General features: G+C 61.0%; 26 protein-coding genes and 1 tRNA gene. 9 read left to right on the plus strand and 18 right to left on the minus strand.

What is annotated here, in order from left to right; translation table 11 throughout:
• Position 1: 1 nt before the first annotated feature.
• On the plus strand, positions 2 to 997 hold the full coding sequence (corA, locus tag AR689_RS20085; RefSeq protein ID WP_062073019.1) for a magnesium/cobalt transporter CorA: 996 nt from the start codon (positions 2 to 4) through the stop codon (positions 995 to 997).
• Positions 988 to 2,142 (plus strand): cell division protein ZapE, encoded by a 1,155-nt coding sequence (gene zapE / locus AR689_RS20090; protein ID WP_062073021.1) that lies wholly within the window; start codon positions 988 to 990, stop codon positions 2,140 to 2,142. Before corA ends, zapE begins: the two co-directional genes overlap by 10 nt.
• A 41-nt stretch (positions 2,143 to 2,183) precedes the next feature.
• Here zapE and AR689_RS20095 read toward each other — a convergent pair whose 3' ends face one another.
• The 6 genes from AR689_RS20095 to AR689_RS20120 form a co-directional block, all read right to left on the minus strand.
• Positions 2,184 to 2,714 carry a ferritin gene (locus AR689_RS20095; RefSeq protein ID WP_062073023.1) on the minus strand — a complete coding sequence of 177 codons (531 nt, stop codon included), beginning with the start codon at positions 2,712 to 2,714 and terminating at the stop codon, positions 2,184 to 2,186.
• Between the two features lie 69 nt (positions 2,715 to 2,783).
• A complete protein-coding gene (crcB, locus tag AR689_RS20100; RefSeq protein WP_062073025.1) occupies positions 2,784 to 3,155 on the minus strand; it encodes a fluoride efflux transporter CrcB in 372 nt (123 codons plus the stop codon).
• Entirely contained in the window at positions 3,152 to 3,595 is a 444-nt protein-coding gene (locus AR689_RS20105) for a fluoride efflux transporter FluC (protein ID WP_062073026.1), read from the minus strand. Before AR689_RS20105 ends, crcB begins: the two co-directional genes overlap by 4 nt.
• Positions 3,582 to 4,103 (minus strand): universal stress protein, encoded by a 522-nt coding sequence (locus AR689_RS20110; protein ID WP_062073028.1) that lies wholly within the window; start codon positions 4,101 to 4,103, stop codon positions 3,582 to 3,584. Before AR689_RS20110 ends, AR689_RS20105 begins: the two co-directional genes overlap by 14 nt.
• Before the next feature lie 28 nt (positions 4,104 to 4,131).
• Positions 4,132 to 5,835, minus strand: coding sequence for an ABC1 kinase family protein (locus tag AR689_RS20115; protein WP_082698090.1), 1,704 nt, complete (start codon positions 5,833 to 5,835; stop codon positions 4,132 to 4,134).
• Between the two features lie 5 nt (positions 5,836 to 5,840).
• Positions 5,841 to 6,347 (minus strand): PadR family transcriptional regulator, encoded by a 507-nt coding sequence (locus AR689_RS20120; RefSeq protein ID WP_231745608.1) that lies wholly within the window; start codon positions 6,345 to 6,347, stop codon positions 5,841 to 5,843.
• Positions 6,348 to 6,635: 288 nt separating this feature from the next.
• Here AR689_RS20120 and AR689_RS20125 point away from each other — a divergent pair, with 288 nt between their 5' ends.
• Positions 6,636 to 6,950: a PadR family transcriptional regulator gene (locus tag AR689_RS20125; RefSeq protein ID WP_231745609.1), complete on the plus strand. Its 315-nt coding sequence runs from the start codon at positions 6,636 to 6,638 to the stop codon at positions 6,948 to 6,950.
• Positions 6,947 to 7,474 carry a hypothetical protein gene (locus tag AR689_RS20130; protein WP_062073038.1) on the plus strand — a complete coding sequence of 176 codons (528 nt, stop codon included), beginning with the start codon at positions 6,947 to 6,949 and terminating at the stop codon, positions 7,472 to 7,474. Before AR689_RS20125 ends, AR689_RS20130 begins: the two co-directional genes overlap by 4 nt.
• 55 nt (positions 7,475 to 7,529) lie before the next feature.
• Here the strand turns inward: AR689_RS20130 and arr are convergent, their stop codons facing one another.
• Positions 7,530 to 7,943, minus strand: coding sequence for an NAD(+)--rifampin ADP-ribosyltransferase (gene arr / locus AR689_RS20135; RefSeq protein WP_502686031.1), 414 nt, complete (start codon positions 7,941 to 7,943; stop codon positions 7,530 to 7,532).
• 268 nt (positions 7,944 to 8,211) lie between these two features.
• Between arr and AR689_RS23445 the strand changes: the two genes are divergently transcribed.
• Positions 8,212 to 8,487 (plus strand): hypothetical protein, encoded by a 276-nt coding sequence (locus tag AR689_RS23445; RefSeq protein ID WP_062073042.1) that lies wholly within the window; start codon positions 8,212 to 8,214, stop codon positions 8,485 to 8,487.
• Complete coding sequence (locus AR689_RS20145) at positions 8,471 to 8,878, plus strand: Hpt domain-containing protein (RefSeq protein WP_062073044.1); 408 nt, start codon at positions 8,471 to 8,473, stop codon at positions 8,876 to 8,878. Before AR689_RS23445 ends, AR689_RS20145 begins: the two co-directional genes overlap by 17 nt.
• 215 nt (positions 8,879 to 9,093) lie before the next feature.
• Here AR689_RS20145 and AR689_RS20150 read toward each other — a convergent pair whose 3' ends face one another.
• The 6 genes from AR689_RS20150 to galU all read right to left on the minus strand — a co-directional run bounded on the left by AR689_RS20150 (position 9,094) and on the right by galU (position 15,320).
• The gene (locus AR689_RS20150) at positions 9,094 to 11,229 is read right to left on the minus strand and encodes an acyltransferase family protein (protein ID WP_231745610.1); all 2,136 of its coding nucleotides are present in this window, start codon (positions 11,227 to 11,229) and stop codon (positions 9,094 to 9,096) included.
• A gap of 579 nt (positions 11,230 to 11,808) precedes the next feature.
• Positions 11,809 to 11,881 (minus strand) — tRNA-Ala (locus AR689_RS20155).
• Positions 11,882 to 11,918: 37 nt separating this feature from the next.
• Positions 11,919 to 12,719, minus strand: a complete 801-nt coding sequence (locus tag AR689_RS20160; RefSeq protein ID WP_062073048.1) for an SDR family oxidoreductase — start codon at positions 12,717 to 12,719, stop codon at positions 11,919 to 11,921.
• 9 nt (positions 12,720 to 12,728) lie between these two features.
• Positions 12,729 to 13,619, minus strand: a complete 891-nt coding sequence (locus AR689_RS20165) for a hypothetical protein (RefSeq protein WP_062073908.1) — start codon at positions 13,617 to 13,619, stop codon at positions 12,729 to 12,731.
• A 145-nt stretch (positions 13,620 to 13,764) separates the two neighbouring features.
• A complete protein-coding gene (locus tag AR689_RS20170; RefSeq protein ID WP_062073909.1) occupies positions 13,765 to 14,376 on the minus strand; it encodes a GNAT family N-acetyltransferase in 612 nt (203 codons plus the stop codon).
• An 11-nt stretch (positions 14,377 to 14,387) separates the two neighbouring features.
• The gene (gene galU, locus AR689_RS20175; protein ID WP_181151705.1) at positions 14,388 to 15,320 is read right to left on the minus strand and encodes a UTP--glucose-1-phosphate uridylyltransferase GalU; all 933 of its coding nucleotides are present in this window, start codon (positions 15,318 to 15,320) and stop codon (positions 14,388 to 14,390) included.
• 100 nt (positions 15,321 to 15,420) lie between these two features.
• Here galU and AR689_RS20180 point away from each other — a divergent pair, with 100 nt between their 5' ends.
• The 3 genes from AR689_RS20180 to cpaB all read left to right on the plus strand — a co-directional run bounded on the left by AR689_RS20180 (position 15,421) and on the right by cpaB (position 17,326).
• Positions 15,421 to 16,035, plus strand: coding sequence for a 5-formyltetrahydrofolate cyclo-ligase (locus AR689_RS20180; RefSeq protein ID WP_062073050.1), 615 nt, complete (start codon positions 15,421 to 15,423; stop codon positions 16,033 to 16,035).
• A 153-nt stretch (positions 16,036 to 16,188) separates the two neighbouring features.
• Positions 16,189 to 16,452, plus strand: a complete 264-nt coding sequence (locus AR689_RS20185; protein ID WP_062073051.1) for an FmdB family zinc ribbon protein — start codon at positions 16,189 to 16,191, stop codon at positions 16,450 to 16,452.
• Positions 16,453 to 16,729: 277 nt separating this feature from the next.
• Positions 16,730 to 17,326, plus strand: coding sequence for a Flp pilus assembly protein CpaB (gene cpaB / locus AR689_RS20190; RefSeq protein WP_231745611.1), 597 nt, complete (start codon positions 16,730 to 16,732; stop codon positions 17,324 to 17,326).
• Positions 17,327 to 17,351: 25 nt separating this feature from the next.
• Here the strand turns inward: cpaB and AR689_RS20195 are convergent, their stop codons facing one another.
• The 5 genes from AR689_RS20195 to AR689_RS20215 form a co-directional block, all read right to left on the minus strand.
• Positions 17,352 to 21,506, minus strand: a complete 4,155-nt coding sequence (locus tag AR689_RS20195) for a DUF4011 domain-containing protein (protein ID WP_062073055.1) — start codon at positions 21,504 to 21,506, stop codon at positions 17,352 to 17,354.
• 162 nt (positions 21,507 to 21,668) lie between these two features.
• Positions 21,669 to 23,258 (minus strand): glutamine-hydrolyzing GMP synthase, encoded by a 1,590-nt coding sequence (guaA, locus tag AR689_RS20200; protein ID WP_062073057.1) that lies wholly within the window; start codon positions 23,256 to 23,258, stop codon positions 21,669 to 21,671.
• Between the two features lie 105 nt (positions 23,259 to 23,363).
• Positions 23,364 to 23,864: a DUF3817 domain-containing protein gene (locus tag AR689_RS20205; RefSeq protein WP_017200326.1), complete on the minus strand. Its 501-nt coding sequence runs from the start codon at positions 23,862 to 23,864 to the stop codon at positions 23,364 to 23,366.
• On the minus strand, positions 23,861 to 24,718 hold the full coding sequence (locus AR689_RS20210; RefSeq protein WP_062073059.1) for an SURF1 family protein: 858 nt from the start codon (positions 24,716 to 24,718) through the stop codon (positions 23,861 to 23,863). Before AR689_RS20210 ends, AR689_RS20205 begins: the two co-directional genes overlap by 4 nt.
• A 55-nt stretch (positions 24,719 to 24,773) precedes the next feature.
• Positions 24,774 to 25,262, minus strand: a complete 489-nt coding sequence (locus tag AR689_RS20215) for a PTS sugar transporter subunit IIA (protein WP_062073061.1) — start codon at positions 25,260 to 25,262, stop codon at positions 24,774 to 24,776.
• Positions 25,263 to 25,305: the final 43 nt, after the last annotated feature.

Genomic DNA, 25,305 nt, shown 5'->3' on the forward strand with positions numbered 1-25,305 from the left:
AGTGACTATCATCGATAACGCCGTATACGTGGACGGCGTCCGCACTGCCACCCCTCAAAACCTCGAACAGACGTTTGAGACGTTGTCAGAACACGGCGGCATGGCGTGGATCGGGCTGTATCGTCCCACCAAGGACGAGATGGCCGCCGTTGCCCAGGAATTCGGGCTTCACGATCTCGCCGTGGAGGACGCCGTCTCCGCGCACCAGCGGCCCAAACTGGAACGCTACGACCACAACCTCTTCACGGTCCTCCGGCCGGCCCGATACCTCGATGAGACCGAGACGGTGGAATTCGGCGAACTCCACGTCTTCACCGGACCAAACTTTGTGGTGACCATCCGGCACGCTGAAACCGGTGGGGTTGCCAGGGTCCGCCACCGGCTGGAAACACGTCCTGACCTCCTCTGCCACGGGCCTGAAGCCGTGCTCTACGCTCTCCTGGACCAAGTGGTGGATGATTACGCTCCCGTTGTGGCCGGGCTTGAGAACGACATTGATGAAATCGAAGACCAGCTCTTCAGCGGCGACAGCACTGTGTCGCGCCGCATTTACGAGCTCGCCCGTGAGGTGATCCAGTTTCAGCGGGCCATCCAGCCCCTCCCGGACATGATGGCACTTCTGGAGAGGGGCTTTGAGAAGTATGGCGTGGATATTGAATTGCAGCGCTCCCTCCGCGACGTCGAGGACCACGTGCAGCGCGTCATCTCCCGTGTGAACTCCTTCCGGGATCTGTTGCAAAATGCCCTCACCCTTGATGGCACGCTGACAGCCAACCGGCAGAACGAGGCCAGCGCTGCCCAGAACGAGCAGGTCAAGAAGATCTCATCCTGGGCTGCCATCCTTTTCGCCCCGTCCTTCGTAGCGGGCGTCTACGGCATGAACTTCGACCATATGCCTGAACTGCACTGGGACTTCGGTTATCCCCTTGCCGTGGGTCTGATGTTTGGCGCTGCCTTGCTCATGTACCTCATCTTCAAACGCAAAGGATGGCTGTGACGCCGTCCTTGGGACCTCCCCGTAAACAGCGGGACACCGCAAGGACCCTGCTTGAGGCCATGGCGCACGACGCCGTTCGGTCCGGTTTTGAGCTTGAACCCAGTCAGTGGCAAGCAGCCCAGCGGTTGGCCACCTTTGGTGCCCAGCTGACCGGCCGCCGTCGGGCGCTTCCACGAAAGCCGACACGAAGCCTCTACCTTCACGGACCGGTGGGCCGCGGCAAAACGTGGCTGATGGACAGCTTCTACGGACGGCTTGAAGCACGGAAACGGCGTGTCCACTTCCACGATTTTTTCCGCAGGCTTCATGGCGGCACCCATGGGTTGGACTCAGGCAACGGCACGGCGATCCAGCAGTCGGTGGACGCCGTCCTGAACGATGTTGACGTGTTGTTCTTTGACGAGTTCCACGTCCACGACATCGGCGACGGCATGTTCATTTCCCGCCTGCTCCGGACAGCCGCGCAGCGCCGGGTTGCTCTGGTGGTCACCTCCAATTACGCGCCGGATGACCTTCTGCCCAATCCCCTGTGGCATGAGCATTTCCTGCCCACCATCGAGGCCATCAAGGACATGATGGACGTGGTGGAAATCAACGGCGGCTCGGATTTTCGCCGCTATCCGGCGGCGGGAACACACCCCTCCACCGGGGCCGGGGCCTTCCGATCAGGACGCATCATCTCCCCCGGCGCACCCGGACAGTTGGGGCGCCTCGGTCTCTTCCGGCCAACGCCATCCCAAGGCCGCGTCTTGCAGCCGACAACCCAGCCGATAGTCGTCAAGAACTCCGACCCGGACCTTCTGTGGGTTGGATTTGAGGAACTGTGCGGCGGGTTGTCCTCGACGTCGGACTTTCTGGTCCTGGGCGGAATGTTCAGGACGTGGGTCATTGACGACGTTCCATCGCCAACAGACGCTGATGCTGCCTCCGCACCTGCCTGGCAACGGTTCAGCAACGTGGTGGATGTGCTCTACGACCAGGACATCACCTTGTTCCTGATCGGCAGCGTGCCCCTCGACTTCGACGTTGAGGGGAGCGGGAACGTGTTGCCCGTGGATCTCGCACGCATCGCCAGCCGTTTATCCCTGCTCAGCCGTTCCCATCCGGACGAAGACCTGAAACGCGAAGAGGCCGCTGGAAGCTAAGCTTCCAACGGCCTCCTGAAGCACGTACCCGTGGCAGTGTGCTAGATGACGCCGCCGGCAGCGGAGGGAGCACTGGCGTCGTTTCCGCCGTCGCCTACAGTCTCGCGGGCCACGTAATTCTCGATGTCGAAAAGGTTCTCGGCACGTTCGGTGATGTTCAGCAGCGTGGTCATCGAGGCAACTTCCTCAACCTGCTCCTTCAGGAACCACAGCATGAACTGCTCACCCAAGGCATCCCCCTCTGCACGGGCAACACGGAACATCTCCTCGATGTTGCGGGTAACTTCCTTCTCCTGCTCCAAGGCGAGCGCGATGGGTTCCTTGGCGTTGTTGAAGTTGTTACGAACCGGGGCGATACCCGGAATCTCCACGTGCACGTTACGGTCCAGCATGTACTGGACCATCATCATGGCGTGATTGCGCTCCTCGAGGGACTGGCGATAGAAGTGACGGGCCAGCTGCGGCAAGTCTTCGCCATCAAAGTACACAGCTACTGCGATGTATTGCTGGGAGGCCGCAAACTCATTGGCGACCTGGGCGGACAACAGCTCATTGAAAGTCTTCTTAGCCATGGCACGATCCTACAGGCGGGCCAAGACACTCTTGTTGGTGAGATTGGCCACTACTGAAGGGCCACGAGGTCAGGGCAGCACCAGGCTGATACCCACGCCGGCCGCAGCAGAAAGAACGCTCGCTGCCATGGAACCCAATCCATTGACGAGCGCCAGGCCCGTCCTTCCACTCTGGATCAGCCGGATGGTCTCCAGGCTCGCCGTACTGAAGGTGGTGTACCCGCCCAAGAAACCTGTCCCCAGGATCAGGAACAGTGACTCAGGCGCATGGCCCCGCATCACCAATCCGGCAAGGAACCCCAGAGCAAACGAACCCGTGACGTTGATCAGCGCGGTTCCCCAGGGAAAGGCCGTCTTGATGCGCTGCCGGATCAAACCATCCACCATGAACCTGACCGCTGCACCGACTCCACCAGCAAGGGCAAGAAATATCACCGTCACTGCACACGCCCGGTAACGCGACGGTGATGCCACGCACCCAACCAGATGCCTGCCGTAGTGGCCACAGCCCCGCCAAACAAGCTCGCTGCGAGGTACCCGGCAGCTCCGGGTGCAGCCTCCGCCATGAACAGGTGGACTGCGTCCAAAGCCAGAGTGCTGTACGTCGTGTAAGCGCCCAAGAACCCCGTACCCAGGGCGAGCCTCACAACCCGGCGACTGCCGACGTCGGGCCCCCTGCGGGAGAGCCCCTCCAACAGTGCCCCCAGCGCCAACGCGCCTGACAGATTGATGACCAAGGTAGGTAGCGGCCAAGCCTCCGGGGCTGGGATCACCAATCCGAGGCCGTACCGGGCGAGCGCTCCGAACACGCCGCCAGCCGCCACTATGCCGATGAAGCCCCAATGACGGTGAAGTGGCCTGTTCGCCTCAGTCGTCGTCATCGTCGTCCGGGACACGGGGGTTCACGGGAACCACGAGGACCGGCACGTCTTGGCGATGGAAAAGGCGCCGGGCCACGGAACCCGCCGTCAGCTCTTTGAGCGCGGCCGTCACCTTATGCTCACGTGTTCCCACCACAATCATGAAAGCGCCGATGCTCGCGGCTTCGCGGGCCAAAGCGTGCGCCGGTTCACCGGCAAGCGGCACGAGGGACCATTCAACGTCCCAACCAGCCAATTGTTCGGCAATGGTTGACGACAGTAATTCCGGGATCCCCTGGGCTCCTGCAATACCATCCGGGTCGATCGGCGCAGCCGGCCCACCGGTGGTTCCATCGACCGGATACACCGTGGCATCGGCATACGCGCAAACAAGTGGGAGTCCCGCACGTACAGCAACCTGCGCTGCCTGCTCCAGGACCGCGGGCTGCTGCCCGGGCATTACGCCTACCAGGATGGGCCCGGACGTCTTGCCGGAGGCCTCGGGATGTAATGCGGGGGTCTCAGTCACAGCGCCATTCTACGACGACGGGGTGCGCTCACAGATTGCCGCGGCCGGGCCATAGACCGTAGAGAAGCGGAACTGCCGACGCGATCATCACCAGGTTGCCGAACACGAGGTCCTCGGATCGGATCACCGAGCCAGCCACTAACAATGCTGCGAAGATCACCGCAGCCACAGCCCGCCGGGCCAAGACGATGAGCCTGCTCATTTGGCGTTCGAGCCGCCGGTTGGATACTTGGAGCGTTCCGTCTTCGAATCTGGTGATCAGCCCGTCCAGCCGTTTCGGTAAACGCAAGGCGACCGAAACTACGTCGAAGGCCTGCCCCGCGACGTCATTGACGAGGTTGCCGCGTTCATCCCGAAGCAACTGTGCTGCGTACGGTTCCACAGAGTCCCACAAGTTGAATCTGGCATCCAAGGAACTACAAACTCCCGACGTCAGTGACATGGCACGGATGATGAGCAGGAAATTCTCCGGCAACTGAAACGGAAGCGATCTGATGACGTTGCCGAACTCCGCACCAAAATCACGGAACTCCCGCGGGTCCACTTCGCGAAGCTCTGCAAAGCCCATGCCGCCAAAGCGTGCGAAGAGCTGCGTCATGGCCCGCTCCAGCTCGGCCGTGTCAGCCGACGGCATGAGAACACCCACATCGCTGATAGCGGCAACAAGACCCTTTCCATCCCGCGAGGCAGCCGCAATCAGGAGCTTGCGCAATCCGCTTCTGGTCTTCGCCGGCACCTCCCCCATCATGCCGAAATCGATGAACGTCAGCTTCCATGGCCGTTCCGCCGAGGCGGAATCGGGAGTGACAAAGATATTGCCCGGGTGTGGATCGGCGTGGAAGAAACCCTTGGTGAACAACTGGTCAAACATCACCGAAGCGAAGACGGGGGCAACCGATGCCGGGTTAATCCCAGCCATTCGAAGCGACTCGGCATCGGTGATCTTGATGGCAGTGACGTCTTCGAGGGTGAGCACCCGGCGCGTGGTCCGTTCCCAGACAACCCCCGGCACCGTCACCCGGTTGTCATCATCGAAGTCGGCTGCGAAACGCTCTGAGTTTGCGGCCTCGTTCAGGTAGTCGATCTCCTCAAGGCTGGTCTGGGCAAACTCCTTGATCAGCGCCGGAACATCAGCACGGTTTGAGACGATGCGGATACGGCTGAGCCAGCCTCCTACGCGACGCAGTGCGGCCAGATCGACATCCACGATCGTGTCGATGCCCGGCCTTTGCACTTTGAAAACCACGCTGCTGAGGCCAGTGTCCTCCGCATTGCCGGCGAGGAGTTTCGCCCGGTGCGCCTGCCCGAGGGAAGCCGCGGCTATGGGCACCTCCTCGATCGAAGCGAACACGGATTCCAAGGGCGCGCCCAGCTCCGCCTCGGCAAGGGCCCTGATTGCAGGGAACGGAACCGGCGGCACTTCGTCCTGGAGACCCTCCAGCTCAGCCGTAATCTCAGGCGGGAGCACGTCCAGCCTGGAGGACATGAACTGGCCCACCTTGATCATTAAGCCACCGAGCTCAACAGCAAGTCCGTGGAACCGGCGGGCAAATCGCCGCATCCTTTGTGAGCGGTTACGCTCTGTCAGTCTCCGGAGGCCTACACGAGGCAGGAACAACTCGAACCACCAGGTCACCACCAAGTGCCATGCGGCAAACCTGAGGATTCGACGATAGCGGGCACGGGCTTCCCCGGCCATGGGATCCATCTGGTCGCGTCGAGGCGACGTCACTCCCTTCAGTCCTGGGCGAGGATCGAATACAGCCGACGACGAGCTTCTTCCAGCACCGTCACAGCCTCTTGCACCTGCTTTGGAGTTCCGGTCCGCCCCACTTGCGCCGCGGCCTGGGCCAGCTCCACCCCGGCTTTGGGCAGGGCGGCGAAACCTGAGGAGCTACCAGTTGATTCCCACGGCGCCGACGTTTCAGCGCTGGCAACGTCTTCGCGCCCCGCTTCGGTGAGCGAATATATTTTTCGGCCATTGGATTCTTCAGTACTCACAAACCCCTCATCGGCCAGCAGCTGAAGGGTTGGGTACACCGAACCGGCGCTTGGCTTCCAACTTCCACCGCTGCGCTCTTCGATTTCACGGATGATCTGATAGCCGTGCATGGGGCGCTCAGCGAGGAGAGCCAGAATGGCCGTCCTCAACTCTCCGCGGCCTGCCCGGGTACCCGAGCGCTTTTCGAACCGGGATCGAAACTCCTCCACGGCCTGCCACATGCCGTCCAAGTTGTTTCCCATAAAACCATTTGCAGGGAATGAATTGTGCATCAAGCTCACCTCGGTAGGTCGCGAACGATACTGAACGATAGTTAACGATATACACGCTTGGGCGCGGAGACAATGGCTCGCGTGCGCCGAGTCCGGAGATGGGCGGACGAACGGTCGCACGAGTAACCGTCACTCGACGTCCTGCTGCCCGCGAAGCGTGCACTACCGGCGTTGAGGCAGGACTCGTTGCTTGCGAAGCACCACTATTAATGTTTCATTAATACTATGTCCAGAATTCAGGCGCAGCAGGATGCACAGATGATTCGTTCAGTGCTGCCGTTGCTGACACTCACCTTGATCGCGGAGGAGGAATCCTACGGATACCACCTGGTGGAGCGTCTTGCCGCCATGGGCCTTGATGTCACAACAGGCCTGGTCTATCCCGTCCTCAGCAGGCTTGAACGCGACGGTCTGGTCAGCACGCGGATGGTTTCATCACCCAACGGTCCGCCACGAAAATACTTCGCCCTGACAACGGCCGGAGAAACAGCGAAAGCAACTGCCATGGAACAGTGGCGACTCGTAGCCTCTGCCGTCCGGAACGCCACAGAAAAGGACTCCCCCAAGCCATGAACATCGTAGAACCGGCAGCATCGCCCCGCAGGTCACTTAAGGACCGGCTACTCACCGACTTGTACCTCACCAGGCTCCAATGGCACCTTGAAGCCGTACTAACCGGCAAGGAACGTCGGGCAACGGTCAAGGAATTGCGGCAAGCACTAGCCAGCGACCCCCGGGATACAACGTCGAGTCTACGAGACCTAGGGTCGCCCAGAACGCTCGCCCGGCAGTACGGCAGCGACGACGACCTCCGGCCGCCATGGTCCATCGGCGTCATCACCGCAGGGTTGGCACTGCTCCTCTACTGGGCACTCTTCCTGACCTTCAGCTTCGGCATGGTTGCCGCCGTCGACTCAAACACCCCCATGGAGGCCCACGCCACATTCCTGTTCGTCAAGGTCACCGCATTCTCTTCGGCCGACTCCATAGGTTTGGGGTGGACAAGCAGTTGGGCTTGGCTGGCAGTCCCCGCCGTCATAAGCGCCGTCGCGTTTCTTCTGGGTGCACGATCCTGGCGGATCACCACTTCCCGATGATCGCGAGGATGTCAAAGAGCCGCTTCCACAGCACGCCACCCAGGACATCGCGTCCCTAATTGATGATTTCTCCGCGTTCGTCCGCAACCATTGCCGCCAAACGTGCCCGCCACTCCTGCAACGCCTCGGGAGTCAGGCGCGCCCACTCCTTCACTTCGCTAATAACCTTGAGCGGGGAGCTGCTGCGAAACGACCGGGTGGGGTTGCCAGGAAACTTCTTGTCGGTCACGTTGGGGTCGTTCTCGAATGCGCCTGTGGGCTCAACAGCGTAGACACGCGGTTCGCTATCACCGGCCGCCAGTTCCGCGGCCAGACCCGCACCGTCCCGAAGAGCCGTGAAGTAGATGTGGTTCATCACCACTTCAGGACGGTAGTTCGACCTGAAGCCCGGGGTCAGGAGATCACCCACGCGAAGAGTGGCTTTGGTGCCGTGATAAAAGGGGCCCTCGTCCGGCAACGGGCTGACCAGCGGTTGACTCACGGATACAGCCTACTTGTCGGGGAGAATCAGGGCCCTTATTCCTGCGATGCGGGAGTCTTGAGGTTTTCCTGAGGAAGTGTTGACGGTACACAGGATTCGTTCTTGATCCAGGCCCGGCACAGTAGTTCTCGTCAGCCACACAGGCTGAACAGAGGGAGCTCAAGGCTCTCCCCAAGGCCCCGGGGGCCGGCCCTGTTTGCCCTTCAGGCCGGTCCCCGGCCCAATTCCTGAGCAAGAGTTGAAAGGAACGCCCGGCATGAGCTCACTGATCACCACCCCCGCAGTCCACGGCCGGCGTTCCGCCCGGGCAGCTAGTACCGCCGTCGTCACCGTCCCCGCTCTCTTCGACGTCGAAGCAGGCGGCATCAGCAACGCAATCCGCGCCCTCCGCGAACCCATCGTCATGAACACCCTCATGGATGGCGCGCCCGCCATCCAGGTCATTGGAATGCTCGCCCCCATCTGGAACAAAAACCCTGCCAGGACCACGCCGGGAGCTGCCGTGGAGACTCGCGATGAAGCCTCAGCGTAACCCCGGAGGCGAACTGGACCTGAGCCGGCTCCAATCCCTCGCCGAGGAACTCGGAAGCCCGGAACCGGCACTGCGGTTCCTCACCAAGTACCTCGCCATGCTCCCCACCCGGGTCGAACGGATCGTCCATGCCTTGGATGACCACGACGCCAAAGAGACCACCACAGCCCTCCTTAGCCTGAAGATCAGCTCCGCCATGGTGGGCGCTGTGGAGACAGAGCATCAGTGCCGGGCCATCGAATCAATGATCCGGGCAAACCTCTTCGAGGACGCCACCCACGCCCTCCCTGCCCTGCGGCGGTCCACGGACCGTTGCGTAGCTTCACGGTCCGAGCTCGTCCACGCAGCCCACACCTGCCTGACCCGCCGTGGTGGCTTCTTCCGTTCTTGAGCGGACCTTGAGTGTTCACCAAGGTTCTTCCTGAAGCCGGTTGGGCACACTGGATCACGGAACAACCACACAACGGGGACGGAACGCGCAATGCAGGGCCTCAAGAAGCCACTATGGTCCAACGGCACGTGTCCGGAACGGTTGTCTAAGGCAGCAGTTGCAGACAAAAGCGCCCGCACATCTCTTAAGGATGTGGGGCGCTTTTTCGCGGTGGGTTAACCCAGAAGCGCGGTCACGGACTCCCTGAAAGCGGGAGCCATTTTCCTACTGAATTCCTCGGTCACGTGAACCGTGTCCATTTTGATGGGTGCACCATCGATAAACGCCGGACAATAACCTGACTCAGTGCAGAACATGAGGCGCGTGTCTATAGCCTCAGCACCGGCGATCTGAGAGCCCAGGACGGCCAGAGTGTTGTAGTTGGGGTCGATCTTGGAGGCGCAGTTCGAGGGCACGCTCACTCGCGTGGCGCATGCTGTGATGGTTTTGCCAACAGGGGCGCTTGTAACAAGCACAATGCGCGATCCTGAGGGTTGGAGCTTATCAACGGTGCGCTGTGTCGCCGCCTTCCAGGCAGGCTCTCCGGTCAGCCCATCAGCGGCCGGTATGACGTCCCCTAGGACGGCCGTGGTGTTGGTAATGAAGACCAAGTCCGGCTGCATCCGGTTTATCTCTTCCACGGCGCTCGCCTTGTAGTTTGCGCAGTCACGCTGCAGCTGCTCGCGGTCATCTTTCGTGGTGAGGTCAATGCTGACGCAACCAGCCATGGAGAATCCTCGGACGTTGTATTGATCCCCGATAGCTGCGCGAATGGTCGATATGAGCGCAACGCCCGTGGAGTCGGAGAACACCACAGCAGTTTTGTCTTTGCCAGAGTCAAAGTTACAAACATCAGGTCCAATCCGAGGTTCAGCACAGCCGGATCGGCGCTCATCAGGGGATCCCTTGGAGGCCACTTCATCGAGTGAGGGCGAAAGCACAGGCCATGCAGCTGCTTGTGAGGCTGTGAGGATCTGGGCCTGTAGTGCGCCGAGGGCTGGACGGTCTGCGGACGCGGGCACAGGATTCGTGCCGGATGAGCCCATGGAGGGGCGAACTACGGAGGGCGCGGATGCCTCGTACTTCAGTGGCGGCCCGGTAAAGGTTGTCAACAGCGCCCCCGCAAATGTGACCACCAGCGCGGCCACAGCCGTGAGCTGGGTCCTTTCGGTGAAGACAATGAGCTTCTTACGTTCGCGCCCCTTGTCATTGAGTAGCAGTCGTGAATGACGAATGGGCTCTTCAATCAGATGATAGCTGGCCACAGAGAGTAGCAGCATCAGCCCGAAAACAATTGGGTAGTAGGTCCAGTGCCACTCCGATATGAACTCTTCGAGGAAGATGATCACAGGGAAATGCCACAGATATAGCGAGAAGGATAGGTCTCCGATGTAGGACATTGCAGGGTTGGTCAGGGGTGCGAGGAAACGTCCGCTACCCCCTGTGCCGGCCGCAATGACCAGGGCTGTTGCGAGGACCGGCGAGATTGCCCAAGGCCCAGGGAACGGCATGTCCGGGTTGATCAGGGCTATAGACGCGGCAATGCCCGTAAGGCCGACCCAGGCAAGAATAGTACGGACAAGCCTAGTGATGTGTTGGAAAACAGGAGCGACGATGGCCAGCAACGCTCCAATTCCAAGCTCCCACGCACGCGTGAAAGTTGAAAAGTAAGCAATGCTCGCATTCGACACTGTCTCCATCAGCGCCCACGCCAACGAGGCGACAACAATTGCACCCATGATCCATCCAAGGGCCCGCCTGCTCTTGAAAACGGCAATCCCGGCGAAGATAACAAACGGCCACACGAAGTAGAACTGCTCTTCAACGCCAAGGGACCAGAAATGTTGGAGAGGTGAAGTGGCCTGGTCCTGCGCCCAGTAATCTGTGCCGTTCAGGGCGAAGCGCCAGTTCCCTGAGAACAGTGCGGACCAGGCGCCGTCCACCGTCGTGGACCAAGCCCGCTCGTTGCGGAACAGAACCCATCCGACGCCGATTGTGACAAGCAGGGCGGCCAGAGACGCCGGAAGAATTCTCCGGATGCGATTTACGTAGAAACTCCTAAAGAAGGAACTCGCCAATTCGAGCGGGTTCCTTTCCCGCGCCCTGATTAGCTGCCCGGTGATGAGGAACCCTGAGATGACGAAGAATATGTCGACGCCGACGAACCCACCTCGAGGCCATGATGCAAGATGGTCGGCGACAACGGCCAGAACGGCAATTGCCCTTAGTCCTTGAATGTCCAATCGCTTACCTGAATGGTCGGTAGCGCTGGACCGTGACGCCCTGGTTGTAGTCAGCGTCGGTTGCCCCATGATTCCCCCATTATTTGAACAAACTAGCCACATTCTATGGGACGGTTTATCCTCCCAAGGATTTTCAGTTCGCCGTGCGGGTAACAACCGCGCGGAAGCCATCCGGGATGAGTTGGCGCTCACTGAACTCTTTTCCCTTTATCTCCATGCTTAGGTACTCTGACCAATGGCAGCGCTGCAGGGTATGGCACGCATTTAGAAGGGGGCCATATGCCGGTCAGGATTGTTAATGCTGCTAGCGAGGAGACTGAGTACGAAGACTGTAAATGGTTCTATTCAGACAGGGTCCAAACCTTCGTCGTACTCACTCTATTGCGCGCCTAGGAAGACCTGAACTGGACAATTCTGCGCGAGTACTCGACTTCCGTCTGGAAGGAAGTCAATGGCACTCGCCATCTCCGGGAAGCCGCCAAGCGGCAGGGCTTGTACGGAAAGGCGGAAGTCAAGGCTACCAGGATTCAAGTGTTCTAACTGGCAACGAGAATCGTTGCGGTATGTTTGCAGTATGCGGTGAAGCAAGCAACTTAAGTAAAGCCCGCCTGACCAGCGCAAACGCGGGTCAGGCGGGCCTTTTCGTTGTGGAGCTAAGGAGATTCGAACTCCTGACCTCTTCGATGCGAACGAAGCGCTCTACCAACTGAGCTATAGCCCCTGGACCGAGCCTCAACTGCCCGGCCAGTGTCCTTAGGCTACAAACTTTCCCGACGCTTTTCCAACCACGACACGAACGTCTCCTGGCCGTACGGCTGCTCCGGAGTCAGGTTGTGTCCGGCACGAAGAAAGTCACCCATCGGTCCGGGTAGTGGCAGCTGAACAATTCTGCCCCGCGCGCCCGTAGCTGACTTCCAAGACTCTGCCATCTCCCGCATGGTCAGAGCCTGCGGCCCCGCTATTGTCACCACACGGTGCCTCTCCCGCTGCGAATCATCCAGAGCTGCTTGAATCACTGCAGATGCAACGTCCACGGGAGAAATGGACTGAAAGCTGACCCCTTTGAATGTCGGGATCAGCCGCACTTTGGCACCAGCGGCGAAGATCGTCGCAACTAAACCATGGAATTGGGTGGCCCGGACCACCTCGGTCTGCAGAGGAGAACCGGCGTACTTCCGTTCTTTGGCAGCCTTTGAGGCGTAGTAGGCGTAAGAGCTGAGATCACAGTTGATGATGGACAGTGCCACCGCTTTGCGAACACCGGCCAGGTGAGCGGCGGCAAGTAGCCGGCCGCCGCCGTCGGCGAACTGCTTTTGGGCTTTACCGAACTGCCCCTCAAGGCAATCAATAACGACGTCGGCACCCGCCATGGCGTCCGATAATCCGTTCCCCGTGGTGACGTCGCCCGCGACGTACGTGGCGCCGTCGTGGTACTGAGGCGAGCCAACAGGCGGGACGTGGCGGCTTAAGACCGAAACTTTGTGGCCGGTTGCCAGTGCGAGCCGGACAACCTCACGACCCACGTGACCGGTTCCGCCCGCAACGCACATGGTTGCCATGGGTTCGTCTTAGGCGCGGCGACGCTGCAGAACGTCGTCCAAGTTGCTCAGGGCACTGTGGCCCTTGGCACTTGCAGCTACAGCAGCTGAGGCCTCAGCCTGTTCAACGTTCTGCTTCAGCACAGGCTTGCCAACCGGCTTTGGCGCCTCGGGTAGATCCAAGGGCTCAGGAGCCGGACGCGGCGCTTTGGCGGCAGCAACGTATGTGGGCTTCGGTACCTCCACAGGCTGCCAGCTGGCACCCTTGGAGTCTGTGGCAACCTGAGCGGATTCATCACCGGCTGCAACAGCAACAGCAAGCGCTGCCTGCCGCAGTTCCACCGCGGACAACCGGGCAGCTTCACGGCTAGTGGCTTCGGCGTCGAAAACCTTGGTTTCCTTCGTGTCGGCAACCGGTTCCTTGGGCAGGTACCGCGCCGGTGTTGGAATGGGCGAGGCCTGCGCCGCACGGCGCGCCCTCCGTTCACGAAGGTCCCGAAGAGCGAGCTTCCGCAAGGTCACGACGGCGAGCACCGCGCCAATAAGCGACACGAGCGGCAACCACACAGAACCGATACCAAGAATTCTTAGAACCCCGGAAACCGCTGCCGTTACCAGCAGGGTAAGGCCCGCCAAGGCCAGCGTGAGCCGGGCATAACGGATAGTGAAGGGCGTAGTGGGAGCCTTCCGGAGGACGGGTTCAGCCGCTGGGGATTCCTGGGGCGACGCCGGTGCTTTGCTGTGCATGGTCTCCATCGGTTTCTCCTGCTGAGGTGCCAAAGTCAGTACCACCCCTGCCTGCGTTTCGTCTGGTTCGTCATCAAATGCCTCTGCTGGACCAGCGGCTGTTTGGACTTGTTGCCGCCTGTTCCGCAGAACGTACGGCGCCACCCAGACCATCCACAGCGCAACAGTGACCACGAGTATCACTGAGCTGCTGAGAGGGAAGTCCACATTCAAAACCGTAGAAGCAAATCGCCGGGTGCGGCGGCATTGCGGCCGGTGTGTCGTGGCCGAGTCCACAAATGACTGGAGATATGGACGAAAAGGCCGATGACCTGCTCGTTTATCCCCTGAGCCATCGGCGCAGGAGTCCCTCCGGCACTTCATCAGCCGTCAACGCAAAGGACCGGTGATCGGCCCATTCGCCATTGATGTGCAGGTAGCGCTCCCGATACCCCTCATCGCGGAATCCGAGCTTCTCCACAACCCTCAAACTCGGAGAGTTCTCCGGCCGGATGTTGATTTCCATACGGTGCAAACCCAGCACCCGGAAGCAGTGGTCGGTTGCCATCGCAACCGCTGTGGGCGCAATACCCCGCCCGGCGCGGTCCTTATCCACCCAATAGCCGAGGGTAGCCATCATGGCCGATCCCCACACGATGGACGAGACCGTCAGTTGGCCAACAATCTGCGGCTCGCGGAAGCCTGAGGTTCGCTCAACAATGAGAAACGGCAAAGCTGTTGACTGACGGGCTTGGTCATTCAGGGAACCCACCATTTGGCGGTAGCTGGGCAGGCGACCACCCGGCGCAGGGTTGGACGCCTCCCACGGCGCCAGCCATTCGCTGTTCCGCGAACGGACTTCGGACCATTCCCGTTTGTCACGGTAACGGATGGGCCGAAGCAGCAGGTCTCCGCTCTCCAGCGTTACCGGCCAGATCGCAGAGCCGTACATCATGAATTTGTCTATTTGGGCAGTGTGGCTGTGAAGTTGGGCAACCACTCACGAAGCTCAGGACCAAGGTCTTCGCGTTCGCAAGCAAGCTCGATGCACGCCTTGAGGTAGCTGAGCTTGTCACCGGTGTCGTAGCGGCGGCCGCGGAAGACAACGCCGTAAACCCCGTAGCCTTCGCCTTCACCGGCGGCCAGCACCTCCAGGGCGTCCGTCAGCTGGATTTCTCCACCCCGCCCGGGGGCTGTCTTCTCCAGGACGTCGAACACGGCCGGGTGAAGGACGTAACGTCCAATCACGGCAAGGTTTGACGGCGCCTCTTCCGGGGAGGGCTTTTCAACGAGCTGCTTGATGCGCACGTAGCCATCCTCGCCAATATCTTCAACATCGGCGCAGCCATAAGCGCTGATCTTGGAAGGCTCCACTTCGATGAGGGCAACCACGGAACCGCCGGTCTTCTGCTGAACGGCGATCATTTCGCTCAAAAGGTCCTCACGAGCATCGATGAGGTCATCGCCAAGCAGCACGGCGAAGGGCTCGTAGCCAACGTGCTGCTTTGCACGGAGGACGGCGTGACCGAGGCCGTTCGGGTCGCCTTGGCGAACATAGTGAATATCACCGAGGTTGGTGGCGGACTGAATGGCTTCAAGCTTGGCGGTGTCGCCCTTCTCGGCCAAAGTGGCTTCAAGAGCCGGCACACGGTCGAAGTGGTCTTCCAGAGCCCGCTTGCTGCGCCCCGTGATCATCAGGACGTCATGCAGGCCCACCTTGACTGCCTCTTCGACAACATACTGGATGGCAGGCTTGTCCACCACGGGCAGCATTTCCTTAGGCATCGCCTTCGTTGCGGGAAGGAACCGGGTGCCAAGGCCTGCTGCGGGAATGACGGCCTTACGGACTGCGTTGTTTTCTAGAGTCACCGGACTAATGTAACGGACAGAACACATCAACGGCTAAACCCCTCGCCGCGTCATTAGCACATTTGGGTTCCGGAGTGGATAACCCTGTTGCTTTCCACGCACCCGAAAACCATACGATCGGACACTCATGGCATCCAAGGAAAACATCCGCAGCAGCCGGCGGCTGCACAGGCGGACCCTCACTCCCGAATACTTGGCACGCGCAGGCGAGTCACTTGCACAGCACGGGACAGCGTGGGCAGCCAAGGTTTCCTCCGGCGCCTCCGCTACCTTTGCCGTGTACCTGGGCGTAGCCTTCGAACCACCCACCAGCCCCTTGATCAGGTCACTGTACGAGGCCGGGCACCGAATTCTTCTGCCCGTTTGCGAACCGGGGCACCTCTTGAGCTGGGTGTATTGGACACCTGAAACGGCCTTTGTACGATCCTCGTATGCGCCCATAGACGAACCGGAAGGGGAACGCCTTGAAAGCTCGGTGGTAGCCGGAGCCGCCGGTATCTTCATGCCCGCCACTGCGGTGGACCGGGATGGCAACCGGATCGGCCAAGGCGGCGGCTACTACGATCGGCTGCTTCAGGGCCTCGATGCTGCCAGCAGTCAGCCGCCCACCATTGCAGTGGTGTTCGACGACGATTTGTTGCCTTCAGGCTCCATACCCGCCGAGGCATTTGATCGCCCCGTGCGTCAGGTCCTTACCCCTTCCGGCGTAGTGCAGCTCCACGACGCTGTCGAGCACGCCTGACCCAGGCTGGCTTATCGGGTGAGGTCCGGCACAACCACTGGTACACCCGGCCTGGACCGATGATAGAATTGGCACTCAGGCCCTGCGACTGCTAAGGCGGATTTTCCACCGATGGCGCACAGGACCTGAATTTTGTCCTAAAGGAGGAACTCAGTGCCCACTTACGCATACGCCTGCAAAGACTGTGACCATGCCTTTGACATCGTCCAGTCCTTTTCTGACAGCTCCCTGACGGAATGCCCCGAGTGCAAGGGCGCGCTGCGGAAGAAGTTCAATAGCGTGGGCGTCGTGTTCAAGGGCTCCGGATTCTACCGGACTGATTCCCGGGATGCTAAGGGCAGCACCGTTTCAGCGGCTCCTGCAGCGCCTTCGCCGGCCCCCGCTGCGGCACCGGCAACCGCAGCTGCAAGCAGCTAAGCGGTTTTCCACATAGGACATCAGGGCGCTGTTTGCGGCCCTTGAAGCTGGCTAACGTGGCGACATGCCACACATGTCACGCAGCGCCCTCCTCGCCCGCGCCGAACGCTCATCAGGACCCGCCAGTAATTGGCCACCGCTGAACCATCCGCCGTCCACGCCACGTTCTTCCGGCGCCCGTACCAGTTCGCGGTTGAGCGGGAATCGTCCAAGAGGTCGCTCTGGTCAACGGGGGCAGCGGACAAAAATAGGCTCTTGGGTTGCACGCAACCGGCGCTTGGCCGTAGCGCTCCTCTTGTGTGTGGCTACGGGCATCGCAGTCCAGCAACTCACCCCTGCGCCGGAGAAGCGCGTCAGCGTCCTTGTGGCAGCACGCGACCTTCCACCGGGTACCGGCCTTGCTGCATCTGATTTCACCACTATGGAAGTGCCGCCCGACCTCGCCATCAGTGGATCTTCGAACAGCATCAGCACTTTGGTTGGCCGTCAGCTCGCATCGCCACTTGCCAAGGGGCAGATTCCTTCGGAGTCGAGCCTGCTGGGCCCGGGCCTTCTGACGGGATCACCACCGGGATCGGCAGCGGTCCCCCTCAGGATGGCCGATGCCTCGTCCATCCAGCTACTCTCCCCCGGCCAACTGGTAACTGTGGTCCTTACATCAGCGGGGTCCTATGACGAGGCAAGGCCAAGCCAGGTCCTTGCAGGTCCGGTACCAGTCCTCTGGACGTCAGCCCTGGGCGGCAAGCCAGGCGAATGGTTGGGCACAGGCGACACTGATGGTCTGGTGGTGGTGGCGGCCAATCCTCAACAAGTAGAAAAGCTTGCCGGCGCATCAACGCAAGGCAAGCTTTTCTTTGTTTTGGTCAGCCCATAGTGGATGCACAACTATCTCTGGCTGCTCAACCCCAGTGTGGGGGCCTCTGTTCCTTCAGCCACTGTTCATGGTCATAGCCGGAATCATCGCCCCACCGCCGGGGATCATCCTCAGCGGCCTTGGTGGGAAGGATCCCGGTGGACCCAGTCTTGGTTGCGGCGGACTTCGGATCCGCGCCATCCTCAGCAGAACTGCTGGTGACCGTCTCGCCGGATTCCTCAGCAGCGGTATCCTCAGTGCCTGTTTCCTGATCCATCAATGGTGCTTCTTTCGCATTCTCTGCCTCATGAACGTCGTGTTGAGGTTCCCTGCCAGCATCCTCATCAGCACCGGCAGCCAGCAATGGCTGGTCATTCCCCGGATTCAGGTGTTCCCCATCGGCGTGCAGGAAACCCTGGTGGGCCAACGCCGACTGGGCGATGTGGTTCTCAAGCCCCAGGTACGAGCCGATCCGGTCCGCGCACGACGAGGGATCAGTGAAGACCTCGATGGTCCAGAGCGACATGTAACGCCATCCCATGCGCTCCAACAGTTGCGGCCGCAACCGGCTCCGTTCACGGACGCTCATCCGTCGGTACCGTTCGGTGCCATCGGATTCGATGGCAACAGGGGTGGGGATTTCGGCACCCTCCCGGCCAATGGTGTGGACGGGGTCGGCAGCTGCAGCGATATCCAGCACGCCATCGTAAAGATGCCATACCCGGGCTCCACGGGCGCGCAGGCGTTCGCCAAGGTCGGCCACCAGCGGATCTTCGCCCAATGCCTGCTCACTGGCTACAGCGCGCGAGGCAGGTGTTCCGAGGTTACTGTTTCCGGAGAGCTCACGGTCCAGCAGTTCATAGAAGTCCACTGCACCATGGGCGAGGCGGTCCAAGTCAAGGTCCTCGGGCCGGAAGCACGACAGAACATGCATGGAACGGCGGGCCCGGGTCATTGCCAAGGCGAAACGGTTCCGACCACCCTCGGTGGACAGCGGACCGAAGGAATGGAGCGCACGGCCATGCGGTGTGCGCCCATAGCCCAGCGAGAAGATGACGTGGTCGCGCACCAAGCCCTGCGCGCGCTCAAGGTCCACCACTCGGAAGGACTCAGAGCCTGCGCCGAAGAAGCTGGACAACAGAGCGTGATTAGGCAATTGGAGCCTAATGGCCTCGCCAATCCTGGCCGCATGGCGCAAACTTGCGGTCACCACCGCCAGGGAGGTGCGGGGCCGGAGCCTGGCATGTTCGAAGACGAGATCCACCACACGGTTGACCTCGGCAGTGACAGACTCGACGCCCTCGTGGTCCGCGCCGGGCAGCCCGGTGCCGTCGGGGATGTACTCCACGTGGATGGATCGGTCCAGGCCGGTGACCGAATTGCCGTCGGGCAAACGACGCAGACCGCCGTCGTAGTAGTTCTTGCTCAGCTGAAGGATCAGGTCCTCGTCTACCGCGCGGTAGACCCAGTTCAGTTGCCACGTCGGAAGGACTCTGGCCAGTGCCTTGAAGGCGCTGTCCACGTTCTCATGGCTGGCCACCCCGGCAACCGGCGGCTCCACGGCGACACTGAACGTACGTGCGTGCGCAATCTTGGCATCACCGAAGGCAACTACCTGCCCCGCCCTCGCGATGGCCGGGAGAACGGCCTGCAGAGAAGTGGATTCGGCGTCGATGATCACCACGGCGTCGAACTTCTGCTCCGCAGGCAGCACACCGGTGAGCAAGTAAGGACTGACGGACCACACCGGGACCAGCAGGGGCACCAGATCCGGTGCTTGGGCGCTCAGGGCCGGCAACGTCACCCGGCCGTCCTTCAACAGGGCACGGAGCAACTCCGCCTGCCGTGGATGTTCAAGAAGCCCCTGACGCCATTTCTGGGCCAACTGCCACCTGAGGCGGGCTGCACCACTGGCAATATGAGCTTGGTCTGCCAGCCGGTATTCGGCTTCGAGGCGGCGCAACGAGTCACCGTCAGACATGGCAAGGTAATCGTCACCGCTGATCATGGCTTCCAAAGCGGACTGCCACCAAGCCAGATCCAGCTCAGCGGCTACGGACTCCGCTGGGACTTCGCGGGCAGCAAGGTCCGCCAACAGCTCACCGAGGCCGTGCTCGCGCATTTCCTCAATGAGGAGCGTCCGCTCGGGAAGTGTCTCCAACGTGGCCGTGTCTGCGACAAGCCGCTCCAGGCGTTCCATGAGCTGCAGATACGGCGTCCCGTGGAGGGAGCCGCCATCGGATGTGTGCTTGAGCGCATCACCAAGGCGACGCAACTCGCCGTCGAGTTCCCGGTAGAGGGACCCGAGATCGGCAAGGCCGGAGGGAACCGCCGGGTGCCTCTGGGTTGTTGCATAGCCAGCCCACAATGCCCGCTGCTCCTGGACCAGAACCAGGGAGCTGTGAAGATCCGCGATGTGGACGCCGGGCCGCACATACTCCTTGGCCACCCGGCGCAGGCGCGAACGCTGCATTGAGGGCATCTCAAGATTGCGTTCACGGCGCCAAGCAGAGCTGGCGGTGGCGGAGATGAGATCATGAACCGGCCGATCAAAGATGTCCGGAGTGAACTTATCCAGGCTTTCCCGCACGGCGATCAGCAGTTCAAGCTGGGCACCCCACTCTGTAAAAGTCTCGCCCAGACGAATCTCCGCGTGATCGGAGACCTTCTTCATGCGCTCCCGAAGGGCAGGAAGTTTCTCTTCGGCCAAGCGGGCAAGCTGCTGTGCTTCTTCGGTCTCCTTGCGGGTCACCAAGCGGGCGCCATACCAAGGGCTGGAGGTGGACGACCGGCTGAAGCTGCCAAGCTCGGCAGCACGACGCAGCCGGCCGGCGAGCTCTTCACGGTCCTTAATGTTGTCCAGGACGCTTCGCTTCAGGCGCACCGTGGTGGAGGGTGCCGGGTGTATGGACGTCAGCTCAGCAAGTGACTGCATCGCCTGGTAGGGCGAGCAACCCCAACGTTCACGGACATTATGCAGAGAGGCAACATGGTCCATCAGGGCATGACGGTGGCCGGTCAGTGTCTGGTGCAGATTGCCAAGCTGTGGCTCAAGCGCCTTCTCATTGCGCATGATGGCCCTCACCAGCTGGCCCTTGAGCTGCTGGGGGGTGGTGCCGTTGCCGGGCCGGAAAAGCATTGACTCGAGGCCCAGCGATTCAAGGTGCCCGGAAAGTCCTCCAAGACTGGATTGCCTGTCCCCCACCACCAGCACGGACTTGCCTTCGCTGACCAACGCACCGATCGCGTTGATTGCGGTCTGCGTCTGGCCACTTCCAGGCGGGGTGCTGACAACAAGAGAGTCGCCGGCACGGACGGCATCCACCACATACTGCTGATCCGTATCGGCATCGAGCAAAAGAAGCTCATCAGCTGGATCCCGCAGGTCCAGGCTGGGGAACCGGCCCGCCTTGATCGGCTCCGGCTCGATGTCGCCACCGTTGGCTGCAGTAGAGAGCGCCGCCACCGTGGGGTTGTTCATATTGATCCATGGATCATCAAGGTTGCCCGAGAGGTCAGCCAAGGTGGTGACCAGCAGGTTGAACTCAACCTCTGCACCATGAATCGGCTGAATCAGCGTGGACAAACGATCCAATACCGGCTGAGGATCAAACCGGGCAGTGTTGTAGGCCATGCGTGCCACAGCATTAACGTCAAAGACGATGCCATGAACTGACTTCAGATGGCGCACCAGGGCCGGGTTCATTCGTGCCTGCTCGGTGAGCTGAAGTTCGAAGTCGTCTTCGCCCGGCCTGACGGTAAGGACGATGGAGGTCAGCATCACTGGTGCAGAAACGCGCTGGGGCTTGCCGCCAACGGCAGAGGTCCACACCACGGTCCCGGCGGACAGGTAACCTGCCTCGATGCCGCGGTCGTTGCTGAGCTCGAAGATTTTGGATCGGATGTTGCGGGCAGCCCTGGCCGCCACCAAATACTGCTGGCGATCCCTGATGAGCGTAGACAGCCGTGTTCGCCGGCCTGCGAGCAACTGCGCCAGCCCGGAGGGATGAGCGTTGCTGAGATCGATGGCGCCTTCAGGCGTCTTGACGAAGCGCAGCATTGTGTCTGCCCCGGTAACGGGTTTGAGACCAGACAGCCATTTGCGGAGCTCTTCGGAGCCCTCTTCCTGGCCTTGACCTACTGACACGACTTCTGCCTTCTTTTCTGTACTAGCTTTAGACGCCTTGGACCATACCGGCATACTTTCGAGGGTAGCGGGAATCCTCGGACAGCTCGCTCCGCAACGCTGTTCCATTGCGAAATTAGCGGCCATTTCGCACGTGCGGGCCATAACCGGGATGACGACGCCACCGGGTTCAAAGAAAGTGGCCAGCCTCCCGGAGGAGGCCGGCCACTCAGAATGCTATTCCCACTCGATGGTTCCCGGTGGCTTGCTGGTGACATCCAGCACCACGCGGTTAACTCCGTCCACCTCATTGGTGATCCTGTTGGAGATCCGGGCAAGCAGGTCATACGGCAACCGCGACCAGTCCGCTGTCATGGCGTCTTCGGAAGACACCGGACGCAGCACGATCGGGTGACCGTAGGTACGGCCGTCTCCCTGAACACCAACACTGCGGACATCGGCCAAGAGGACCACCGGCATCTGCCAGACGTCGTTGTCCAAACCTGCGGCCGTGAGCTCTGCACGGGCAATAGCGTCAGCCTTGCGCAGCAGGTCCAGGCGCTCCTTGGTCACTTCGCCCACGATGCGGATTCCGAGGCCGGGGCCAGGGAACGGTTGGCGGCCGACGATTTCCTGAGGCAGGCCGAGCTGGGCCCCCACGGCGCGGACTTCGTCCTTGAACAGGGCGCGCAGTGGCTCGACGAGCTCGAACTGCAGATCCTCGGGAAGGCCACCCACATTGTGGTGGCTCTTGATGTTTGCTGCACCTTCGCCGCCGCCTGATTCAACGACGTCCGGGTACAGGGTTCCTTGGACGAGGAACTTGATCTTTTCACCCTCGGCAGCGGCCTGGGCGATGATGGCCCTCTCCGCTTCCTCGAAGGCGCGAATGAACTCCCGGCCGATGATCTTGCGTTTGGTCTCGGGATCGCTGACGCCGGCCAATGCTGACTGGAAGCGTTCCTGCTCGTTGGCAACGTACAGGTTGACACCGGTGGCTGCCACGAAGTCGCGTTCAACCTGCTCGGCTTCACCTTCACGCAGGAGACCGTGATCGACGAAGACACAGGTCAGCTGGTCACCGACGGCGCGCTGCACAAGAGCTGCAGCTACAGCGGAGTCAACGCCACCCGACAGGCCACAGATAACCTTGGAATCGCCGATTTGCTGGCGGATCCGGTCCACCTGTTCTTCGAGGATATTGCCCGTAGTCCAGTTGGGGCTCAGGCCCGCACCCTTGAACAGGAAGTTCTCCAGGACGTGCTGGCCGTGCACGGAGTGCTTGACCTCAGGGTGCCACTGGACACCGTAAAGGCGCTTCTCTTCATTGGCAAAAGCCGCTACCGGCGCACCGGCCGTGGAGGCAAGCACTTCGAAGCCCTCAGGGGCTTCGTGAACGGAGTCACCGTGGCTCATCCAGGTGTTCTGGGAAGAAGGAACGCCGTCCAGGATGGAGCGCGCGTCGCCTACAACCAGCGCTTCGGTTGCGCCGTACTCCCGGAGACCGGTCTGCGCCACCTTGCCACCCAAGGCGTTGGCCATGGCCTGGAAGCCGTAGCAGATGCCAAAAACGGGCACCCCGGCTTCGAAGAGGTCAGCGCCAACGCTCGGGGCGCCCTCTGCGTAAACGCTTGAGGGCCCTCCGGAGAGAATGATGGCTGCCGGGTTCTTGGCCAGAAGCTGCTCGGTGGTGAAGGTATGCGGAACAATTTCCGAATACACATTCGCTTCGCGGACGCGGCGGGCAATCAGCTGCGCGTACTGGGCACCGTAGTCAACAACCAGCACCGGCTTCTGGGAAGTTTGGGGTGCGGTGGGAGTAGTCACCAGACAAGACTACTTTGCCGGGCTGCCCGGACGCACGTTGACGAAGGCGTCCAGGGCCCAAAAAGGCCCCGCCGTTAGGCATCTCACATGTGGATGCCGCAGGTGCTAGTAGCGCTTGGACGCCTGCGGATTGGCTGCGAGTTCCGCTTCCACCTGCGCATGGAATTTCTTCTCCACGATGAAGGACAGCAGCGGGATGACTCCACCAAGCGCCAAAAGGACCATCTTGGAGAAAGGCCAGCGCATGAGCGACCACAAGCGGAAGTTGGACACCAGGTAGACCACGTACATCCAACCGTGCACAATCAGCACCGAGGTTGAGATGTTGAAGCCGCCAATGACTCCCTTGGGTTCGGATTCGGCAAAGCCAAAGCCGAACGGCTGGCCCGTAACTGCATTCGTGCCGCCAGCGAAGAGCGAGACGCCGAAGCCGTAGCGGGCGATCAGTTCGGCGCACAGCAGGAGAAGCATGGCACCGGTAAGGTACGCCATGACTTTGTAGAACTTCAACGCCGAACGGATTTGCGCTTCTGTCCCACCGAAGCGCCGCTTCTTGGGCTTGGGTCCGGATTGTTCGGGCTGGATGGCCGGTTTTGGCTCAATCATTGCTGCACCTTTTGTTCTGGCTCTGGGCTGGTGGGTTCTGTGGTTGCCCCGGGATGGCCGTCGTCGTCGAACTCGTCATCCTCGTCCTCGTCTTCTTCAAGGTCGCGCCGGTAGTCGTCCTTCACCAGCCGCCACCAGATGAAGATCGAGAACCCAGCGAAAACAACCCATTCCACTGCATAGAAGAGGTTCAGCCAGTTGACCTGCTCCGCAGGGGGCTGCGGCGGGATGTTCAGTGCCTTGACGTCGTCTCCGAGGGGAATCGCGACGCCGCCCGAAACTTCAGACGTCGCGGCGATGAAGCCTTGATAACTGGACACTTCCCACGTGTTGATGAGTTCCGCCGCGGAGACTGCAGACGCCCGGCCTGGACCGGCGTCGACGTTTGGAACCGGAGCTTCAGAGGGGATGAGGCGACCGGTCAGCGTGATGGTTCCCGACGGCGGCGGGCCGGCTTGGTCGGCCTCAGCCACCCAGCCGCGGGCCACAGGGATCCAGGTCTGCGGCGAGGCGCCGACACCTTTCAGGGCCGGGGCGTTGGTGACCGCGAAAGCGGAGACGATCCAGAAGCCTTTTTGGTCGTCGTAGAGACGCCCCTCAACAAGAACCTGCTTCCGGGGATCGTAGCTTCCTGTGGCCGTGACCATCTGGTCCGAGACCGAACCGGGGAAGAACTGGCCCGGCTGGAGGACATCCACCAGTGGTTTTACTTCTTCGATGCTGGACGGCGCCGGGGGCTCATGTTGGGCAGACCGGCTGAGCTGCCACTGGCTGAGCAGCACAAACACCCCGGACAACAGAAGCGCAAAGACCAGTCCTGCGATCCAGCGGGGTTTCAACGCGGTTTTCAACACCCCTTAACCGTACTTCGTCCGGCTGTAGAACAACGAAACGAGGCCTCCCCCACTCTTAGTGGTCGAAGAACACCAGGCTGGAGTTGATGAGTTCGGAAATAACCTCGGTATCGTGGGCCCGGCGCAGGGACTCCCGGAACGACTCCTTGGACAGGGAACGGGCCAACGTGGCCAGAACCTCCAGGTGGTCGGAGAAGGAACTGGCGGGCGTGGCAATGAGCAGGATCAAGGTTGCCGGACCGTCGGTGGCGCCGAAGTCCAGGGCGTGGCCAAACTTGGTCACGCCTACCGCTATGGAGATCCTGTCCACGAACTCACTGCGGGCATGCGGAAGACCGATCCCGCCGGGCAGACCGGTGGCAAGTTGGTGCTCCCTCGAATGCACTTGTCCCAGGAAGCCCTCAAGGTTGGAAATCCTGCCGGCTGCGGAGAGCCTGTGCGCCAGTTGAGCTGCGGCATCGATCTTGTCCCGGGCGACAAGTTCAAGGATGACCGTATCCGGGGTTGTCAGTTCCGCGTCGTACCGGTCGAGTGGTTCAGCCAAGTTGTGTTCCCTTCGTGTGGCCTGCCGGCCTCAGTCCCTTGAA

The sequence above is a fragment of the Arthrobacter sp. EpRS71 genome, assembly GCF_001512285.1.
Classification (GTDB): domain Bacteria; phylum Actinomycetota; class Actinomycetes; order Actinomycetales; family Micrococcaceae; genus Arthrobacter.

Excerpts from the sequence above, each read along its gene's own strand:
- zapE (WP_062073021.1), top strand. The coding sequence starts at position 988 with ATGGCTGTGACGCCGTCCTTGGGACCTCCCCGTAAACAGCGGGACACC.
- AR689_RS20095 (WP_062073023.1), bottom strand. The coding sequence starts at position 2,714 with ATGGCTAAGAAGACTTTCAATGAGCTGTTGTCCGCCCAGGTCGCCAAT.
- AR689_RS20105 (WP_062073026.1), bottom strand. The coding sequence starts at position 3,595 with ATGACGACGACTGAGGCGAACAGGCCACTTCACCGTCATTGGGGCTTC.
- AR689_RS20120 (WP_231745608.1), bottom strand. The coding sequence starts at position 6,347 with ATGGGAAACAACTTGGACGGCATGTGGCAGGCCGTGGAGGAGTTTCGA.
- AR689_RS20125 (WP_231745609.1), top strand. The coding sequence starts at position 6,636 with ATGATTCGTTCAGTGCTGCCGTTGCTGACACTCACCTTGATCGCGGAG.
- AR689_RS20130 (WP_062073038.1), top strand. The coding sequence starts at position 6,947 with ATGAACATCGTAGAACCGGCAGCATCGCCCCGCAGGTCACTTAAGGAC.
- AR689_RS23445 (WP_062073042.1), top strand. The coding sequence starts at position 8,212 with ATGAGCTCACTGATCACCACCCCCGCAGTCCACGGCCGGCGTTCCGCC.
- AR689_RS20145 (WP_062073044.1), top strand. The coding sequence starts at position 8,471 with ATGAAGCCTCAGCGTAACCCCGGAGGCGAACTGGACCTGAGCCGGCTC.
- AR689_RS20150 (WP_231745610.1), bottom strand. The coding sequence starts at position 11,229 with ATGGGGCAACCGACGCTGACTACAACCAGGGCGTCACGGTCCAGCGCT.
- AR689_RS20160 (WP_062073048.1), bottom strand. The coding sequence starts at position 12,719 with ATGGCAACCATGTGCGTTGCGGGCGGAACCGGTCACGTGGGTCGTGAG.
- AR689_RS20170 (WP_062073909.1), bottom strand. The coding sequence starts at position 14,376 with ATGTACGGCTCTGCGATCTGGCCGGTAACGCTGGAGAGCGGAGACCTG.
- galU (WP_181151705.1), bottom strand. The coding sequence starts at position 15,320 with ATGTGTTCTGTCCGTTACATTAGTCCGGTGACTCTAGAAAACAACGCA.
- AR689_RS20180 (WP_062073050.1), top strand. The coding sequence starts at position 15,421 with ATGGCATCCAAGGAAAACATCCGCAGCAGCCGGCGGCTGCACAGGCGG.
- AR689_RS20195 (WP_062073055.1), bottom strand. The coding sequence starts at position 21,506 with ATGCCGGTATGGTCCAAGGCGTCTAAAGCTAGTACAGAAAAGAAGGCA.
- AR689_RS20205 (WP_017200326.1), bottom strand. The coding sequence starts at position 23,864 with ATGATTGAGCCAAAACCGGCCATCCAGCCCGAACAATCCGGACCCAAG.